Annotated in this window: 10 protein-coding genes and 1 riboswitch; of the genes, 8 read left to right on the top strand and 2 right to left on the bottom strand. The window is 50.9% G+C overall.

Annotation, left to right across the window (positions count from 1 at the left end; all coding sequences use genetic code 11):
- Positions 1–57 precede the first annotated feature (57 nt).
- Both M2277_RS15585 and M2277_RS15580 read right to left on the bottom strand, forming a co-directional pair.
- A complete protein-coding gene (locus M2277_RS15585; protein ID WP_280755122.1) occupies positions 58–2,334 on the bottom strand; it encodes a preprotein translocase subunit SecA in 2,277 nt (758 codons plus the stop codon).
- A 260-nt stretch (positions 2,335–2,594) separates the two neighbouring features.
- The gene (locus M2277_RS15580; protein ID WP_280755121.1) at positions 2,595–4,859 is read right to left on the bottom strand and encodes a helix-turn-helix domain-containing protein; all 2,265 of its coding nucleotides are present in this window, start codon (positions 4,857–4,859) and stop codon (positions 2,595–2,597) included.
- A 365-nt stretch (positions 4,860–5,224) separates the two neighbouring features.
- Between M2277_RS15580 and M2277_RS15575 the strand changes: the two genes are divergently transcribed.
- The 8 genes from M2277_RS15575 (at position 5,225) to M2277_RS15540 (ending at position 18,080) form a co-directional block, all read left to right on the top strand.
- Positions 5,225–6,115 carry an ABC transporter permease gene (locus M2277_RS15575; protein ID WP_006208564.1) on the top strand — a complete coding sequence of 297 codons (891 nt, stop codon included), beginning with the start codon at positions 5,225–5,227 and terminating at the stop codon, positions 6,113–6,115.
- Positions 6,116–6,131: 16 nt separating this feature from the next.
- Positions 6,132–7,013, top strand: coding sequence for a carbohydrate ABC transporter permease (locus M2277_RS15570; RefSeq protein ID WP_006208565.1), 882 nt, complete (start codon positions 6,132–6,134; stop codon positions 7,011–7,013).
- A 33-nt stretch (positions 7,014–7,046) separates the two neighbouring features.
- A complete protein-coding gene (locus M2277_RS15565) occupies positions 7,047–8,666 on the top strand; it encodes an extracellular solute-binding protein (protein ID WP_280755120.1) in 1,620 nt (539 codons plus the stop codon).
- Between the two features lie 356 nt (positions 8,667–9,022).
- The gene (locus M2277_RS15560; RefSeq protein ID WP_280755119.1) at positions 9,023–14,137 is read left to right on the top strand and encodes a choice-of-anchor I family protein; all 5,115 of its coding nucleotides are present in this window, start codon (positions 9,023–9,025) and stop codon (positions 14,135–14,137) included.
- 244 nt (positions 14,138–14,381) lie between these two features.
- Positions 14,382–14,768 (top strand): hypothetical protein, encoded by a 387-nt coding sequence (locus M2277_RS15555; protein ID WP_280755118.1) that lies wholly within the window; start codon positions 14,382–14,384, stop codon positions 14,766–14,768.
- A 200-nt stretch (positions 14,769–14,968) separates the two neighbouring features.
- A riboswitch (FMN riboswitch) is annotated at positions 14,969–15,137 on the top strand.
- A gap of 142 nt (positions 15,138–15,279) precedes the next feature.
- Positions 15,280–16,260 carry a DMT family transporter gene (locus M2277_RS15550; protein ID WP_063478774.1) on the top strand — a complete coding sequence of 327 codons (981 nt, stop codon included), beginning with the start codon at positions 15,280–15,282 and terminating at the stop codon, positions 16,258–16,260.
- 213 nt (positions 16,261–16,473) lie between these two features.
- Positions 16,474–17,007, top strand: coding sequence for an RNA polymerase sigma factor (locus M2277_RS15545; RefSeq protein WP_280755117.1), 534 nt, complete (start codon positions 16,474–16,476; stop codon positions 17,005–17,007).
- A gap of 23 nt (positions 17,008–17,030) precedes the next feature.
- Entirely contained in the window at positions 17,031–18,080 is a 1,050-nt protein-coding gene (locus M2277_RS15540) for a hypothetical protein (protein WP_280755116.1), read from the top strand.
- The last annotated feature ends 245 nt before the right edge of the window (positions 18,081–18,325 follow it).

Raw genomic sequence — 18,325 nt, 5'->3', positions numbered from 1 at the left:
TGCGGCAAACGATAATACGCTCACGCTTGCCCTCACCGTCGAAGAAGCTGCGCTGCATCAAGCTTTTTCCCACCCGAATATCGGCCTAAACACTTTGCGAATGTAATAAGCCAATACGGTCGTTGCGGTCCATGAGCTGCGCGTATTTTGAATGTATTGATCGCTAATTATATAAGTCCGAGTAGAAGTGGGACTCTTCAAACCGAATTCCTCCCACTTCGCCGGATCATTCGAACCTCCGAGCCTTACAAGCATATTCGCAGACTCGCTATTTATTTTAGCCGGAATTTGCTCGTATGCTTGGGTGATTTGCACATGAAATTCGTCGATCGGATTGCGGCTGGCAAGGCTCTCCAAGTGGATGCTTTCGCGAAGGTAAGAAACGTATGCCAGATGGTCAGCCCAGAACTCGTCGATATAAAAGAGCCGTACCCGCTGCTCCGAAGGGCTCATCGGCTTCTTGCCTGTCAATATTCCGAGCCGCTCCTCGTATAGAATGCGCCTCTGATCCTCCACCATATCCGAATAACCGTTTAATTCCTTGCGGATATGGAAGTTTTGGCCCATAACAACACGCTGAATATGTACGATTTTACTGCGGAGCACCGGCTCCTCGAGAGCCTCATCCTGCCTGGGAGCACGAATCGCTTGATTGATGCCGAACCGGAGCAGCAACTCGTCCTCCAGGCTTATGAAAAATACGGAAGCTCCAGGGTCCCCTTGGCGGCCAGAACGCCCGCGCAGTTGGTTGTCGATCCGCACGCTTTCGTTCATATGCGTACCAATCACGTACAACCCGCCCAGCTTGGCCACAATTTCTGCTTGCGCGAGGTTGCCGCCGCCGAGCCGAATGTCGACGCCGCGTCCTGCCATATTCGTAGACACCGTCACGGCGCCGATTTCTCCCGCTTTGGCAATGATATCGGCTTCTTCTGCGTCGTTACTCGCATTCAGAACATGGCAAGGTACGCCGGCAACCGCCAGCGCTTCGGCCAGCCTGTCAGATTCCTCGACGCTTGACGTACCAATGAGAATGGGACGTCCCACCCTGTGGACAGACGAGATTTCGTGTACAAGCGCCTTGAATTTGGCTTCTTTATGGGTATAAATCCGGTGCGGATGGTCCACTCGTATGTTTGGCCGGTTGGGTGGAATTTGCACGACCTGCAGCGCATAAATATCTTCGAATTCCATTGCGGAAACGTGAGCGGTAGCCGTCATTCCACAAATCTTCGGATACAGGCTAAGGAAGTGTTGGAGGGTGATCGTACCGAGAATTTTTCCGCCGGCTGAGGGCTGCAGCCCTTCTTTGGCCGTAAGCGCGGCTTGCAGCCGGTCCGGCAAATGTCTGTTCTCCGCCACGCGGCCGGTATATTCGTCAATCAGCTCGATTTTACCGTCACGGACGATGTAATCAACGTCTCTTTTTAATAACGATTCCGCATGCAGCGCGCAGTTCAACGACGATAACAAATAAGTATTATGGCTTTCGTACAAATTCCCGCATGCCAGCAGCTCTTCCGCTTTCGCAGAGCCAGCTTCATTCAAATAAACATTCCGCTTGAACTCGTCGAACTCGTAATGCGCATCCTGCTCGAGCTGCCTGGCCACTTCGGCAAAACGAGTGCCGTCGCTCTCGGAAAAGCCCGGCTCGCCGGCGATGACTAGCGGCACCCGCGCTTCGTCGAGAAGCAGCGAATCCGCTTCGTCGACGATGACGTAGTGGAAAGGACGATGCACAGTATCGGCTTCGTTTAGTGCAATCGTGTCGCGCAAATAATCGAATCCCGCCTCTTTGGCCGTAACATAGGTTATATCCGCGGCGTACGCTTCCTGTTTCTCGGACAAGCTCATGCCCGCTTGAACCGATTTTACCGTTAACCCGAGGAAACGATAGATCGGGCCCATCCAATGCGCATCCCGATTGGCCAAATAATCGTTAAATGTCAGCACATGAACGCCCTCGCCGGTCAGCGCATTCAGATAAGCAGGCATAACAGCAGAGAGCGTTTTTCCTTCGCCGGTATGCTGCTCGATCAAAAATCTCTCGTGCAGAGCGATGGCAGCCATGATCTGGACATCGTAAGGCTGTAATCCGAGCTGTCTCTTCGCCGCCTCGCAGACTAACGCATAAGCATCGACAAGCAGCTCGTCCAGAGGCGTACCCGATGAGGCTTCCTTTTTGAGCCGGAGAGATTCCGCTTGCAGCTGCATCTCGTCCCATGGTTCTAAATTCCGTTTCCTGATGAGCTCCGCTTTCTCCCGATAACCTTTCAGCTTTTGCCGGGTATCGTAATCTTTGAATTTTTGCATGAACTTGGCGGCTATATTCATCGGAATTTGATCTCCCTTCAGTACTGTAATGGAATCAGATACGGCTATATTTCGAAATCCGTGAAGTACGCTCTTAATTCAAGAACGTTGTTAACAAGCATACAATGGATCCCTTCTGGTTATTATTGGATATCGATTATTGTAATATAATCTATTACATTATGGAAGCTATCACAGTCTTTGATAAAGCTGACAAGCCAAAAGAGGATGAGCCGCGAAGGAAGCGGACCATCCTCTTTTTTTATTCCTGTTGCAGGTTGTTAACCGCTTGCATGGGTCTGTACCACATGCTGCCTGCGGTAGGCTCCCGGCGTCATGCCGACGCCCTTCTTGAACGTCCGGTTGAAGGAAGTGATGTTGAGATAGCCGACGCGCTGGCTGATCTCGTTCACGGTCAAGTCTGTGCATGCCAGCAGTTCCTTCGCTTTGTTCATGCGGATGCCGAGCAGATGATCGCTGAAGTTGAGACCGGTCTTCTCCTTGATATAAACGGAGAGGTAAGCGCTCGACAGGTTCAGCTTGGCGGACAAATAGTCGAGAGACAGATCGTCGGCATATTGGTTATGAATAATGTTCATGAACATGGCGATCAGCGGCTCTTCGCCGGTATCCTTTTTCTTGCGGATGAGGGCGCATGCTGCTTCGATGAGCTGACGGAATACACCCGAGTACTCGGCAAGACAATGGCATTCGGCCAGCCTGCCGCTCCACTGCTTCAAGGATTGAACAGAGGATTTATCTATCTGTGCCATCTCGGCATAACTGAGAATCTTGGAAGCGACGGAATCGGCGAAGAAGCGAAACTGCGCGATGCCTGCTTCCTTCCGCTGCAGCGTCTCCAGCGCCTGATCGATGATCTGCAAGGAGCGGCTGTCGCTGCCGGATTGGAGTGCGTCGAGCAGTCCCTTTTCCTGGGACGGGCTCAGGTTGACGGTGTTCGGGAGCGCCCGCTGCTTGGTTACCAGCTGGGATTCGTCGCGAAGCGGCGCCTGCGCCGTCAGGCCCTTGACCTGATGGTAGGCCTGATTGAATTCGGAAGAATGGCTCACCTGAGAACTGACCGCGATCGTGACAAGGAACAGTTCCCGTTCCTCGTTTAGCATTCCCCTGATGTCGGCCAGAAGCTCCTCCAGCCGGGCGGCTTCTTCGCGTTTGAAGATGGAGATGATCTCATTCTTCTCGATCTGGAACGTGTGGGAGCCGGGATAGCGCTCGGCCGTGATCAGATGAATATGCTCCAGCATATGACGAACAGCCTGATCGGTTTGCAGCGGAAGCTCATAAGCCGGATTCATGCGGAAACGGATATGGTACAGAACCACGATAAAACTTCCGTCATCTGACAGGAAATCCTCCCACTCGCTGATATCGGTGTTGATGCTCTTCAGCTGGCTGATATAGGAATAACTGGTTAGAACGGACTTGTGTTTGTTCATGCGGTCCCGAATTTCTTCCTTCTCCCGGAACAGCTCCTGAATGCGGTTCTGGATCAGATCGTATTCCGTGATGCTTCCAGGTTCCGGCATCGAAGTGAAGGGGGCTCTATTCAGTACCGTCGTTAAAATCTGTTTCACCGGCTTGTGCAATCTGCGGCTGAACAAATAGGACGCGGCAACAGCTACTCCGAGAGACAGACAGAATATGAGCAGCAAGCCACCGGTTAACCTGCTTAACTGAGAAGACACATGGCTGTAAGGTACAGCCGAGACGTAGGTGAATCCGTCAGATCCGGTTTCGGTAAAATAGTAGGTTCCATCCTGAAGCACGGCTTCCTGCCCTGCCTGAAATAAAGGCAGCTGTTCATGGCGGATGGAACCCCAGTTGTATAACACGCTGCCATCAGCGTCCAGAATCGCCAGTGCCCGATCATTCGAATCGCCAAAAAAGGATTGAGCAGCCTTGTCAATGTCGATGAGGGCAATGACCTCATAACGATTATCCGGTTGTTTGTACACAAAGGGCATCAGCTTTTTCTCGGATAAATCGTTGTTGATCCGATAGGTTTCCGCAGGGAGGAGTGTGAAGGATTCAAGGCGATCCTCATAGCTGCTCCAGAATGAATAGGAGTACGTCGGGCTGGCGTAGGAGCGATTAAACATATAGGAGGCATCGCCGCTGCCGGATTTGCTGAGCACAAAATCATGCTCCTGCAAGTAAATCAGCGTATCCTCCAGAAAGAATAGCGGGTTATAGATATCGCTTCGCATCTGCAGCATCACCTCACGTGCCTTCAGATAATTCACTTCATTTCCGGTCTGGTGGCGAAGCTGGTTATGGAAACCGATCAAATCGGATTGATTGTATATATCAAACATGAGCACCTGCAGCCTGCTGAACTGATTGGAGAACCGTTCCGCCGTATCGTGAACCGCACGCTGGCTTGTATCAATGATTTCTTTTTGCAGGCTGGTCTTAAAGAGCTGGAAGATCATCATATAGAACAATCCGAATAACACAATGATGGCCAGGAAGCTCAAAAAAATCTTGAAAAATAAACTGCGGCTTTTATGTTTGATCCAATTCACAGCATTCCCCCCTTATATTTATCCAGGCGTCCAGGGTTTCCCATCATGATATAGGACGAGTGTTAAGGATGGTGCCCGATTCATGTTAATATTCCGTAAAAAATGGATAGTCAATATTTTAGATTCTAGGCATTGCTTTAGGAAAACGGTGATTCTGCCCCTCCATCCAATGAAAGGCGAGACATCAATAAAATGGTCAATACCCCTGCTGCGTTCGGGTCGGTTATGATGCAAGCGTGAACCTGAATACACACGTAGACGCAGTATAGACGAAAGCGAGGGGATAACCGATTTTACAACGTCAGCTCAACAGCGTGGAAGCGCATTCAAAAATTCGCAAAAAAAGCGTTTGGCGAAGCTGGATGATGCAGGTACGCAGAAACTGGCAGCTGTATGCTCTATTTGCACCGGTTCTGCTTTACTTCATTCTGTTTCACTATGTACCCATGTATGGCGTCCAGATTGCATTTAAGGATTTTATGGCCAACAAAGGCATCATGGACAGTCCATGGGTCGGGTTCAAGCATTTTGAACGTTTTTTTGACAGCTTTTATTTCTGGCGGATTATCAAAAACACGATGGGTATCGGGTTATATGAGCTGGCGGTCGGATTTCCGATTCCGATTATTCTGGCCTTAATGATCAATGAAGCCAGATCGGGCCGGTTCCGCCGATTTGTACAGACCGTAACTTATGCACCCCATTTCTTATCCACGGTGGTTGTCGTTGGCATGATTATGATGTTCCTGTCGCCGGTCAGCGGCCTCGTCAATTTCATCATTACCTCCTTTGGCGGAGAGCCTGTTTCCTTCATGACGGAACCTTCCTGGTTCAAGAGCATCTACGTATGGTCGGGCGTATGGCAGGGCATGGGCTGGAGCTCCATTATCTATCTCGCAGCGCTCGCCGGGATTGACCCGCAGCTGCATGAGGCGGCCAAGGTGGACGGCGCAGGCTGGCTCCGGCGCATCTGGCACATTAATCTGCCGGGCATAGCGCCCACGATGACGATTCTGCTCATCCTGAACATCGGTTCCGTTCTGGGTGTCGGCTTCGAGAAGATCTTCCTGATGCAAAACTCGCTCAACATGGAAGCGTCCGACGTCATTGCGACCAATGTATACCGGAGCGGTATTCTTGGGGCCCAGTACAGCTTCTCGGCTGCGGTTGGCCTGTTCAACTCCATCGTCAACTTCATCATGCTGATTGCCGTAAACCGGATTGCGCGCAGAGTCAGCGAGAACAGCCTATGGTAAGGAGGAATGATGGCATATGCCGCAGAGCCGGAGTGAACGAATAGCCGGAATATGTATTTACATTATACTCTCTTTTATTACGCTCCTTGTACTGTATCCTTTATTTTTTGTTCTCATTGCTTCCATCAGTGCTCCGGAAACGGTGATGCGGGGAGAAGTGTGGCTATGGCCCAAGGAGTTGTCGTTTGTCGGTTACGAGCGGTTGTTTGCCAACTCGGAGCTCATGCGAGGATTCCTGAACACGCTGCTCTATACCGCGACGGGAACGGCGCTGAATGTGATGATGACGATTGCGGCAGCTTATCCCCTTTCGAGGGCTGATTTTAACGGCCGCGGGCTTTTTACGGCGATAATTGTGTTCACGATGTTCTTCAGCGGGGGGATGATTCCGAATTACTTGCTGGTCAAGGAGCTTGGGATGCTGGATACGATCTGGGCGATGATCATCCCTTCAGCGGTATCGGTGTGGAACATCATCATTATGCGAACCTTCTTCCAAAGCTCGATTCCGAAGGAGATGCAGGAGGCGGCGTTTATCGACGGGGCTTCCAATATGCGGGTGCTTCTGAGGATTGTCCTCCCGTTATCCGGCCCGATTCTGGCCGTTATGGTGCTGTTCTATGCAGTTGGCCACTGGAATTCGTATTTCAGCGCCCTGATCTATTTGTCGGATCGGGCGAATTATCCGCTGCAGCTGTTCCTGCGAGAGATTCTGGTTCAGGGGCAGATGCAGGAGATGGTTGATATCAGCGATGATTCGCTGGCGCGAAGCCTGATGGATGCGGAAGCGATCAAATATGCGGCGGTCATTGTTACGAATCTGCCGATGCTGCTGCTGTACCCGTTCCTGCAAAAGTATTTTGTGAAGGGTGTTATGATTGGTGCGATTAAAGGTTGAGTACGGACAATTGATGAGGGGGATATGAAATTTATGGTTATGAAAAGATGGACTTCACTTGCATTGGCAGCTGTGCTGGCTGCCGGGCTGCTGGCCGGTTGTGGGAGCAAGAGCGGGGAAGACGCAGCGGATAAGGGAGAAACGCCGCAGGCTAATCTCAACGAGACCGGAATGCCGATTGTGAACGAGCCTCTAAATCTGACCTTTTTCACGGGTAAATCGCCGACAAACGGAAGCAAATTCGAGGAAACGCTGGTATGGAAAACCTATCAGGAGATGTCGAACGTGAATGTGACATGGAATCTCATTCCGTTTGAGACATTGACCGAGAAGAGGAACCTGGCTCTGGCCGGGGGGGATTACCCGGCCGTGTTCTACTCGGCCAGGGTGGGCTCTGCTGAATTGACGCGTTATGGCGAGCAGGGGGTATTCATACCGCTGAACGATCTGATCGACAAGTATGCGCCGAACTTCAAAAAACTCATGGAAGAATATCCCGATATTCGCAAAGGACTGACGATGCCGGACGGCAAGATTTATTCCCTGCCTTCCTTCTATGATCCTGCCCTGTTGTCTATGCTGATCGGCACTCCGCTGTGGATAAATCAGGAGTGGCTGGACCAGCTCGGCATGAAAGAGCCGCAGACAACGGAAGAGTTCTATGCGTATTTGAAAACGGTCAAAGAAACGGATCTGAATGGCAACGGGTTGCATGACGAAATTCCGTTCTCTTCAACAGGCATTACGGGAATCATCGACCATCTGAAGGGTTCATGGGGGCTTGGAACGAGCGGGCTCGGCCATAAATTCGTGGATGTGGACCCGGACACAGGCAAACTTCGCTTTACCAAAGCGCTGCCGGAATACAAGGAGATGCTGGAGTTTGTGAATAAGCTCTACATGGAAGGATTGCTCGACAAAGAGATTTTCACGATTGAAGGCGGCGCACTGAATGCCAAGGGGCAGGAGGGACTGCTCGGTTCCACCATCGTGCCGAACCCGGAGACCGTTATGGGACGCAAGGAATACATCGGGCTTGGAGCGCTGAAGGGACCGCACGGAGATCAGCTCTACTCTCACGTAAAAGTCCCGATGGTGCATGTGGGCGCATTTGCCATTACGGATAAGAATCCGAACCCGGAAGCGACGATTCGCTGGATGGATTATTTCTACGGGGATGAAGGAGCCCAGTTCTATTTCATGGGCAAGGAAGGCGAGACCTATACGAAGAGTGGAGACGGTCAACTGGAATACGTGAAGGAGATTACGGAGAATTCCAATGGGCTGACGCAGGATCAGGCGCTTGCCAAGTATTTCACTTGGCTCGGCGGCAGCTACCCTGGGCTGGTTAAGGAGAGCTGGTTCAAGGGCTCGGAGACACTGCCAAGCGCCATGGACGCTGCGGAAAAAGCAAAGCCGTATGCGGTGAAGGAGATTCTGTACAACTTCAATTTCACGATCGAGGAGACGGATGTCATGTCCTCGGTCGGCAAGGACATTCAGGACTACGTAACGGAGATGGAAGCCAAATTCGTAAACGGATCGGCCTCGTTCAGCCAGTGGGAAGAGTACTTGAACACACTCAACAAAATGGGGCTGGACCGCTATATGGAAGTGTATCAGGCGGCGTATGACCGCTACCAGGCAGAGTAAGCAGAGAGATTCATAGACGCGGTGCGGAGAGGTTTTTCGCATCGCGTTTTTGCCTTCGAATAATTGGTTATATATTCCAAGTGTGATGATATGATTTGTATTACAGTAGCAGAATGAAGAGGCATATACATGGGGTCTGGAGGAGGGCGGGATAGCCGCGTGAGAATCGTGTTTACCGTAATTGGCGTTGGCAGCTTGGCTTAATTAATGGCTGCTTTGAAGGAAGCCGCCGTCATTTGATTGGCGGTTTTCTTGTCGTCCAGGCGCCATTTTACATAATCCGCGACTAATATTGAGGGAGAGTTAACACTTCGGACGTACACTTGAAAATATAATAAGGTCTAAGAAGAGGGGAAATGAACTTGAAACGTAATGTCATGAAAGTCGTCTCGCTATGGATGGCAGCAGAAATAACGATGGCCTCTCTATTCTCGGCGGGAACCGTGCTGGCGGATACCAATCAGGCAGCATCTCAGCCAGTCAACGTGGAAGCAGCGCAGGGTGGAACTGCACTGGCTGCCAATTTTGGCATTTCTACTGCAGCTTTTCCGGATGCGTATGAAGAGGAGCCTTACACGGTTACGGTTGATGTGTATGGCGGACAAGCACCGTATACCTTCACCGCGGCAGGTTTGCCGGCAGGTTTGTCGATGGCAGCAGACACAGGGATCGTTACGGGAACACCTGCAACTGGACAAAAGGGCGAATATACAATTGATGTAACAGCGCAAGACAGCGCATCTGTACCGGCAACGACGCAGTCGCAGGTCACGCTGCAAGTATACGGTAAACGTTCGGAGCCGGTTGCAGACAAGCTGGCTGTCGAGATGATTGGACATTACGCTGTAGGCACCTCCAACAAAGATGGCGGTGTCGCGGAGATTGTGAAGTACAACAAGGACAATGGGAAGCTGTATTTGGTGAACGGCTCTACCCAGCCGGCAAGTTTGGAGATTGTATCTCTTCATGCCGATGGCAGCCTTGTCAAAGATAAACAGATTAACGTAGAGGCCCTGGCGGAAACGGGCAGCTTCCAGTACGGCGATCTGACCAGTGTAGACATCAATAACAAGACCAAGAAGGTTGTGGTTGCTGTCCAGGAGCTGGATCATACCAAGCCTGGAAAGGTTCTCGTCCTCGATTATGAGGGCAGCCTGATCACGTCATACGATACGGGCATCCAACCGGATATGGTTAAATACACGTCGGATGGCCGCTATATCCTGACGGCGGATGAAGGTGAGCCTCGCACAGAGACAGCTCCAGATCCGGAAGGCAGCATCACGATCATCGATACAACATCAAGCGAAGTAAGCCAACTGAAATTTGATGATCCGTCGATCATCGATGACAATGTCCACATTCGCGGAGCCGTAGAAACGGATGGCAAGATTATAACAAGCGGACCGAAAACGTCTGCCATCCACGATCTGGAGCCCGAATACATTGCCTTGTCCGAGGATGAGCAGACTGCGTATGTCGCTTTGCAGGAGAACAATGCGATGGCAGTAGTCGATATCGCCTCCAAGTCGATTACATCGGTTCGGGGACTGGGATACAAGGATTTCAATCAAACGGGGAACGAGCTGGATCTCCTGAAGGACAGCCAAATCAAGTTTGAGAACGTCCCTTTTTACGGGATGTATATGCCGGACGGAATCGCGACCTACAGCGTAAACGGACAGCAATACATTCTGTCTGCGAATGAAGGGGACGCAACCGGCTGGGACGATCGAAGCAATGAAAGTGACGTTGGCAAGTTGAAATCCGGCCTGAATCCATCCTCGGCGGCTGCCCAATTCCTGGCGGACAAAGGGAGTACCTACGATAAGGTTGAGGTTGCCAGCGATATGGGCAATGACGGATTGTACATGTATGGTGCCCGTTCATTCTCCATATGGAATGCAGACCATATGTCCCCCGTCTACGACAGCGGCAGCGATTTCGAGAAGATTACGGCTGAGCGTCTGCCGAAATACTTTAATGCAAGTAATGACAAAATCGATCTGGACAGCCGCAGCTCCAAGAAAGGACCAGAGCCGGAATATGTAACGGTGGGCAAGGTAGGGCAGAAAACACTGGCCTTTGTCGGACTGGAGCGTATTGGCGGAGTTATGACATATGACGTAAGTGATCCGTCGGCTCCGACATTCCTGAACTATATCAACACACGCGATTTTACAGCCGGCATTACCTCGGACTCCGGTCCGGAGGGATTGGACTTTATATCGGCTTTCGACAGTCCGACAGGACGTCCCTTGCTGCTGGTTGCCAACGAGGTTAGCGGAACTGTGGCTCTGCTGGAGCTCAAAGTTAGTAGAATCTCGCTGGATAAGTCTTCGTTGACACTGGCTGCAGGCGGTGCCAAGGCGCAGCTGCAAGCGACGGTTGAACCGACTCAAGGCGGTTCAACAGAGCTCGTCTGGAGCTCTACCGATGAAGCGGTAGCCACCGTGGATCAGAACGGACTGGTAACGCCACTGTCCGTGGGTGAAGCCGTGATCACCGTCCTGAGCAAGGACGGTTACGGTGCAGCGGAAGTACCCGTCCGGGTTACGGATGGTTCGGACGTAGACGAGCCATGGAAGCTGACGGTCATGCATACCAACGATACCCATGCACATCTGAGTGAAGTGGCCAGACGGGCAACGCTGGTCGAGCAAGTGCGCAGCGAGGGCGGAAACAACCTGCTGCTGGATGCAGGGGATGTATTCTCGGGCGATCTGTATTTCACCAAATGGTTCGGATTGGCCGATCTGGCCTTCATGAACTACATGGGCTATGATGCCATGACGTTCGGAAACCATGAGTTCGACCAAGGGACCCAGGCGCTTGCAGATTTCGTGAGCAAGGCACAATTCCCGCTGGTTAGCGCTAACGTGGACCTGAGCCGGGATATCAACATTTCGAACTTGCTTAAAAATCCGGCGTTGATCGACACCCGGCAACCGAAAACGACGGCCAACAGTGGGGTGTATCCTTATGTGACCCTGCTGGTTGACGGTCAGGAGGTAGGGGTGTTCGGATTAACGACCGAAGATACGGCTGAAACCTCCAGCCCGGGTAAAGACGTTATATTCAAGGATGCGGTGACTTCCGCTCAGGCTACGGTGGAAGCTATGGAGAAGGATGGACTTAACAAAATCATCGCCCTTTCCCACCTTGGTTACGCAAGGGACCAGGAGCTTGCGAAGGCTGTTGAAGGCATTGACCTCATCGTTGGCGGTCATACCCATACAACGCTGAATGCACCGGAAGTGGTTATCGACAACGATCACCAGACACCAACGGTTATCGTGCAAGCCAATGAATGGGGCAAATTCTTGGGCCGGGTAGATCTGCAATTTGACAACAACGGCGTTGTCCTCGTTGGGGAAGGCGAGCTTGGCGGCAAGTTGATCCCTGTTGACAATACGGTAGCAGAAGATACGCAAGCCAAGGACATGCTGGATCCTTATAAAGCGGAATTGGAAGAGCTGATGAAGCAGGTTGTCGGTATTGCAGCAGTCGTGCTTGACGGGAATCGCGAGAATGTCCGTTCCAAGGAGACAAATCTGGGCAATCTCATCGCTGACGGCATGCTGGCAAAAGCCAAAGAGCTTAAAAATGCCGATGTGGCTCTAATGAACGGTGGTGGTATCCGCGCCGCCATCGACGAAGGTGAAATCACGATGGGCGAACTGCGTACGGTGATGCCTTTCGGAAATACCCTGTTTGTACTGGATGTTACAGGCCAGCAGTTGAAGGACGGACTGGAGAATGGAATCAGCGGTGCCAAGCTGACGGATTTGCCGGGTAAATTCCCGCAAATCGCCGGCATGAAATTCAAGTGGGATTCAACGGCACCGGCTGGAAACAAAGTGTTTGATGTTCAGATTATGAAGGACGGAAGTTACAAACCTCTGGTACTGTCGGAGACGTACCGCATGGCTACGAACAGCTTTGTGGCCAAGGGCGGGGATGGATACAAATCCTTTGCCGACGCGATTGCCGAAGGGAAATACAACGAGGATCTGGGCTATCCGGATTACGAAATTTTTATGGAGTATGTAACGAAGTTGGGCGGAACCGTATCGCCTAAGGTAGAGGGACGGATTATCGAGCAGAAGAAACCGGCAAACCCTGGTGATGGCGGGTCGTCGCCAGAGCCTGGCACAGGATCAGGCGGATCGGGAGGCGGCGGTTCTGTCACACCGCCAACAACCGGGCCAACGTCTCCTTCGACCGGTGGCAATTCAGCAGCGAACGTGATGACAGGCGATGATCTCAAGATCGACGTCTCCGGTGGGTCAACGGCTCAGATTACCGTTAATGAAGCAGCCTGGAAGAAAGCCGTTGCCGGATTGTCAGCCAGTGGTCAGCAGGAGCTTGTGATTCGGGCTTCCGACCTGACCGGCGCTGCAGAAGCGGCCATACCGGCTGCATGGCTGATTCAAGCGGTGGAACAGAATGAGCAAGCAGTCGTGGTTGTGGAAACCGCTCTTGGCGCTTACCGTCTTCCACTGGCAGCGCTGAATCTGGATGGAGCATTGAAGCAGACACAGGGTTCAAGCAGCCTTCAGGTGAAAGTATCTGTGAGTCCGATTGGCGCCGAGATGGCAAATGATATGTCACGCAAGGCAGCTTCCATGGGTGCCGCTCCGGTGAACGGTGCAGCCGTCAAGTTCGGTGTTGCCGTTGGAGCACAGGGGCAAGAGCAAGAAGTGAAAGATTTCGGGAAGAAGATGGTCAGTCGGATTTTACCGCTTCCGGCAGGAGCGAATTCAGATTCCGTTACAGCCGTGATCTATGATGATGCAGCAGGGATCTTCCGATTTGTTCCGGCTGTAAAAACCACATGGAACGGTAAACCTGCCATGGAAGTGAAGCATGCCGGGAACGGCATCTATACGCTGCTGCAGTTCAAGAAGACGTTTACGGATCTTGATGGTCACTGGGCGAAGGAACAGATTGAATCCATGGCCTCCAAACTGCTCGTGAACGGAGTGAATGCGAATGCGTATGCGCCTGGCAGAGAGATCACGCGTGCCGAATTTACAGCTATGCTGGTACGCGCCATGGGCCTCAGTCCTGTAATCGAGAGCGGGAAGTTCAAGGATGTCCGTGATGACGCCGCTTATGCTGGCGAGATTGGTGCGGCCTCGCTCTACGGTATTATTGAAGGCGGTAATGAAGGAGCCTTCTCGCCAAACGCCAGCATGACGCGTGCCGAGATGGCCGTGATGCTGACCCGTGCGATGGAGGCGGTGAGTCCATCTGCTCCAGCTGGCAAGGGTACGGACGCTGTTAACAGATTCAAGGATCAAGCTTCCATACCGGCCTGGGCGGCGGCAAATATCGGTCGCTTGGCAGATCAAGGCATTGTGCAGGGTGACCACCGTGGCAACTATGGGGCCCTCGACTCGGTTACCCGCGCTCAAGCGGCGCTGGTTTTGAACCGTGCTCTGGTCCAGCTCCAATGGATGGACTAGAATCAAACTGAAGTCATGCAACCACAAGACCGTCCTTAAGGCTCTCTATGAGCCTTAAGGACGGTCTTTTCGTACAGCATCAAACACAGGAGCAGTCTATTACTGCTGTGAAATTATTGACGTTGTCCGTGTATTGAAGCGCGATCTTGTCCTGCGGTGAAGGTCAGCGCTGCCATGAATTAAACAGAAGCGCCAAGTCACCGATAATATCAGTGAATGAATAAGCTGATAAGGATGTGGCCATATGCGTATCGAATCCGACTATTCGAGCTGGAATTCTGCCCGGCTGAAGATCGCAAAGCCGGGGCAGGAAGGGTTTGAAGAGATCTTTCAGAAGAACAAGAAAGAAGAAGAGAACAAAGGCAGGCTTGTGACGGTAAGGGAAGGCGGCTATTTGCGCCAATACATCGTTCAATCGAATGGGAGCAAGATATTGTTAAGCGAAACGAAGCAGTACAAGGATGAGGCTGCCGCCGATTCATCTCATCTCTTGGCGCCTTTGCCTCAAACGGGCGGAATGAGTCTGAATACGAAGGAGGCACTCCATCTGTTGAACCTTCAGGCAGGTGCAGCAGGGATTATAGCTGGAGCCGTATTCGAGACATCACGGGAAAATGGCAAAAAATCATAGTGGTAACTAATTGATACTTGCTGTATAATTCTCAGTAAGGATTAGTTGAATGTGAGATTTCTCATTGAATCCGGAGCGAAAATCATTTATTTTGAAAATAGATGTATTTACATGAAACCATTCATGTTATAATTTCAATATATCGACTAAGCTCATAGGAATTATTGGTTAATTAATGCGTTACCAAATAAAACATGAATATGGATCTTCGGGGTAAGGTGAAATTCCTAACCGGCGGTGATGGTTCGTTCCTTAACATGAACGAACCTCAGCCCGCGACTCGCTACGTTCTGGTATTAATATGAATGCAGCGACTGACTTGGTGCAAATCCAAGGCCGACGGTAAAGTCCGGATGGGAGAAGATCAAAGATGAGTTTGCTGTGGAACGGGATAGGAATACATCCGTTTCACAGTAGGCTTGTTTGATCAGCCCCCGTATATGTCGACACATGTCGTATACGGGGGCTTTCTGCTAGCAAGACCTCCGTATTCAAGACAGGAGAGGGCAAGATGAGTAATGTTAATACCGGAGTCGAGGTTAAACCCTACGATTCCGACACACACGCAAGCCGACGTTTTAAGGGAGGGTTTTGGCTCGTCGTTTTGGGAGCCGCCCTGTGGGGCGTTGATCCTTTATTCCGGGTCATTCTGCTGAAGAATCTGACTTCTGCTCAGATTGTGTTGCTTGAACACGTCATTATTTCGTTGATAGCTATTCCTGTATTATGGAAGAACCGCATGGAGTTAAAGGGGCTTGGATGGAATCATGTTGGTGCACTGCTGTTCATCTCTTGGGGTGGCTCGGCATTGGCTACCGTCTTGTTTACGATGGGACTGTCGAGCGGCAATCTGAATGCCGTCCTGCTTCTTCAGAAGCTGCAGCCGCTATTTGCCATTATACTGGCCAGCTTGCTGCTTAAGGAGAAGCTCCCCCGTCATTTCGGGATTTTACTCGTGATTGCTCTGGCAGGTACGTATTTGCTGACCTTCGGTTTAACCCTGCCCATTGGACATTGGAATGAATTTATTCAGGTAGGCAGCCTCTTGTCATTAGGCGCAGCAGCCTTGTGGGGCGGTTCAACGGTGATGGGACGCCTGATGGTAGGCAAGCTGAAGTACGAGACGGTAACCTCGCTGCGCTTTGTGCTGGCACTGCCCCTTCTGACCGTCATTACGTGGAGCGAGGGCGCTGCATGGAATATGCCGGCATGGGGTACAGGCGACTTTGCCCTGGTATCCTTGAATCTTATCGGTCAGGCACTGCTGCCAGGTCTTCTGAGCTTGCTTGTGTATTATAAAGGGCTGACTACGACCAAAGCCTCTGTAGCGACACTCGCTGAATTGAGTTTCCCTATGGTAGGCGTGCTCATCAACTGGATCGTATTCCAGCAGGTTGTAACAGGTCCGCAGCTCCTGGGCTTCCTGTTGATCTGGATCGTGCTGTTTATTATATCGAGACAACAATCCGAGGCTTCTCCTTCATTACAGTAATGGAGTAATTTCATATGTGCTTGCAGAAAAGCTGATCCGAAATGGATCGGCTTTTTTTGTCGTGACAAAGTTATTCCATTGGGTTGGTCGTCCTGTGAAAGGATCATTTTTTCGAAAGGTGTGTAGGGTTTTTAGAATTATAGGTGTCTTATATAGTAGCACCTGATCTATGGGGCTGGGTTCACCAAAAGAGATGATTAAGGGGGAGGATCCATGGAGGATCGGACATTGTTGGATGGGCTTGCAAGGAAAGATCTGCAATGTTTTGAAACTTTGGTTGAGCGCTATTCACGCTACATAGCCGCGGTGGTCGCTAAGGTGGCAGGTGGGCGGTTTAATTCCTACGATGTGGAGGAAATAGCCGGTGATGTGCTCATCAGGCTGTGGACAGACGGGCCCAGAATCATTCTGCGCGGGGATAGTCTCAGGCCTTATCTGGCCATAGCCGCACGTAATCATACCCTGAATGCATTGCGAAAAAGACAGCGTATCATTGAATCTGAATTGGAAGATGATGCAGTTTCATGTCCCTCTGCCGAGGCATTGGCTATTCTGCGGCAGGAGAAAGAAACGATAAGCGGCATGGTGCAGGGGATGGGCGAACCTGATCGCGAAATATTCATCCGCAGGTATTTCTATTTGGAGAAAATCCGCGACATTGCAAGCAGGCTGAATATGCAGGAGAAAGCCGTCACCGCGCGGATTCGCCGGGCAAGGGACAAACTGCGCATTCATTATGAAACCTAGAATCCGTAGGATTTCTATGAAGGATGGTGTCTATAGAAGTGAAGCTTCAAATCGATAACGAAAGGGGATGGATGCAAGTGAAGCGGCGAATTGTAGATATTATGGCCAATATCGACAATCAGAATCTGGATAATCTCCTCCTTACGGAGGATGAGGAACGCGAGTTGACGGAGCAGATCAGTATGGAACGGATCAAGAACCGAGCGATGAACCATATTCAAGAGGAGGAAACAATAGTGTTGAAAAACAGGAAAGTGAAAAAATATAAAGCCAGTATCGTTATCGCTGCCGCGATGATCATGATACTTAGCACGACCGCTTTTGCGAGCCAATACATGGATAGCTTGAAGCAGTTCTTCGGTCCATCCGCGTCCATTGCGGAAGATGAACGATCACCTATACAAGGGAAGGATACCGTGTCGGGGGTAAGCATGATTGTTGAAGAAGGCGTTTATGTCGGCAACAGCGGTTATTTGGTAGTCAGCTTCACGAAGGAGGATGGTAAGCCATTCCCCGTGGGTGCATCGATACCCGGACTTGAACTGAAAGCGGAACATGATGTGAGTTATATGGTGGCACAGCAGCTTGTGGACGATAACAAAAAGCTGGTCGGCGTATTTGAGATGGATGCGATGAATGACCTCGAAGGGTTAAAGGCACGGATCACAGCTGATCGAATCACGGCCGCGGACGCTACTCAAGCTGTTGATGGGCCATGGGATGTTCAATTTACTATTTCTGCCGGCAAGGAAAGAGAGTTGAATCTGAATCTGGCGATCCATGAAGGTGAGGAGGCACTGTCTCTCAGCACAATTCATGTTTCTTCCATCGGTGTGGCCATTGAAGGCAAGCGTACGGATGGTAAGCTGGATAAACTACCGGAATATACGCCGGAGGTTAAGGTGACTGCCGTGGACGGCTCCGTAACAAGGCTTCATGCTAGTTCCACAAGTACTACAGAGAGCGGGTTTCAGTGGCTGTATAATCTGGACAGCAAGAATAACCTCGTTTTTCTGGGGGATCTGGATATTAAAAGCATCAGCATTGACGGCAATGTGACGGAGCTGAAGTAAATCAAATGGTGGCAGGGAAACCTCAAGGGGCAGAAGCGAGAACTTCTGCCCTTTATACATGATGAATACCTCGGTAGGAATGAAATCCGATAAACCGTGACGCAACAGGCCGTATCCTGAATCTGCTCACGGTTTTTTTGGAAATTTAGAATCGGAAATTTATAAATGATAAAAAAAAGGTATTGAAATTGTAGAAAACGTCCATTACAATGAAACCAACTACCATACTAGTTATACTAGTATAC

This window comes from Paenibacillus sp. LBL, assembly GCF_029893715.1.
In the GTDB taxonomy this organism is placed as follows: Bacteria; Bacillota; Bacilli; order Paenibacillales; family Paenibacillaceae; genus Paenibacillus_AQ; species Paenibacillus_AQ glucanolyticus.
Note: the sequence above shows the minus strand (reverse complement) of the source record. Positions and strands in the feature narration are given on the sequence as shown.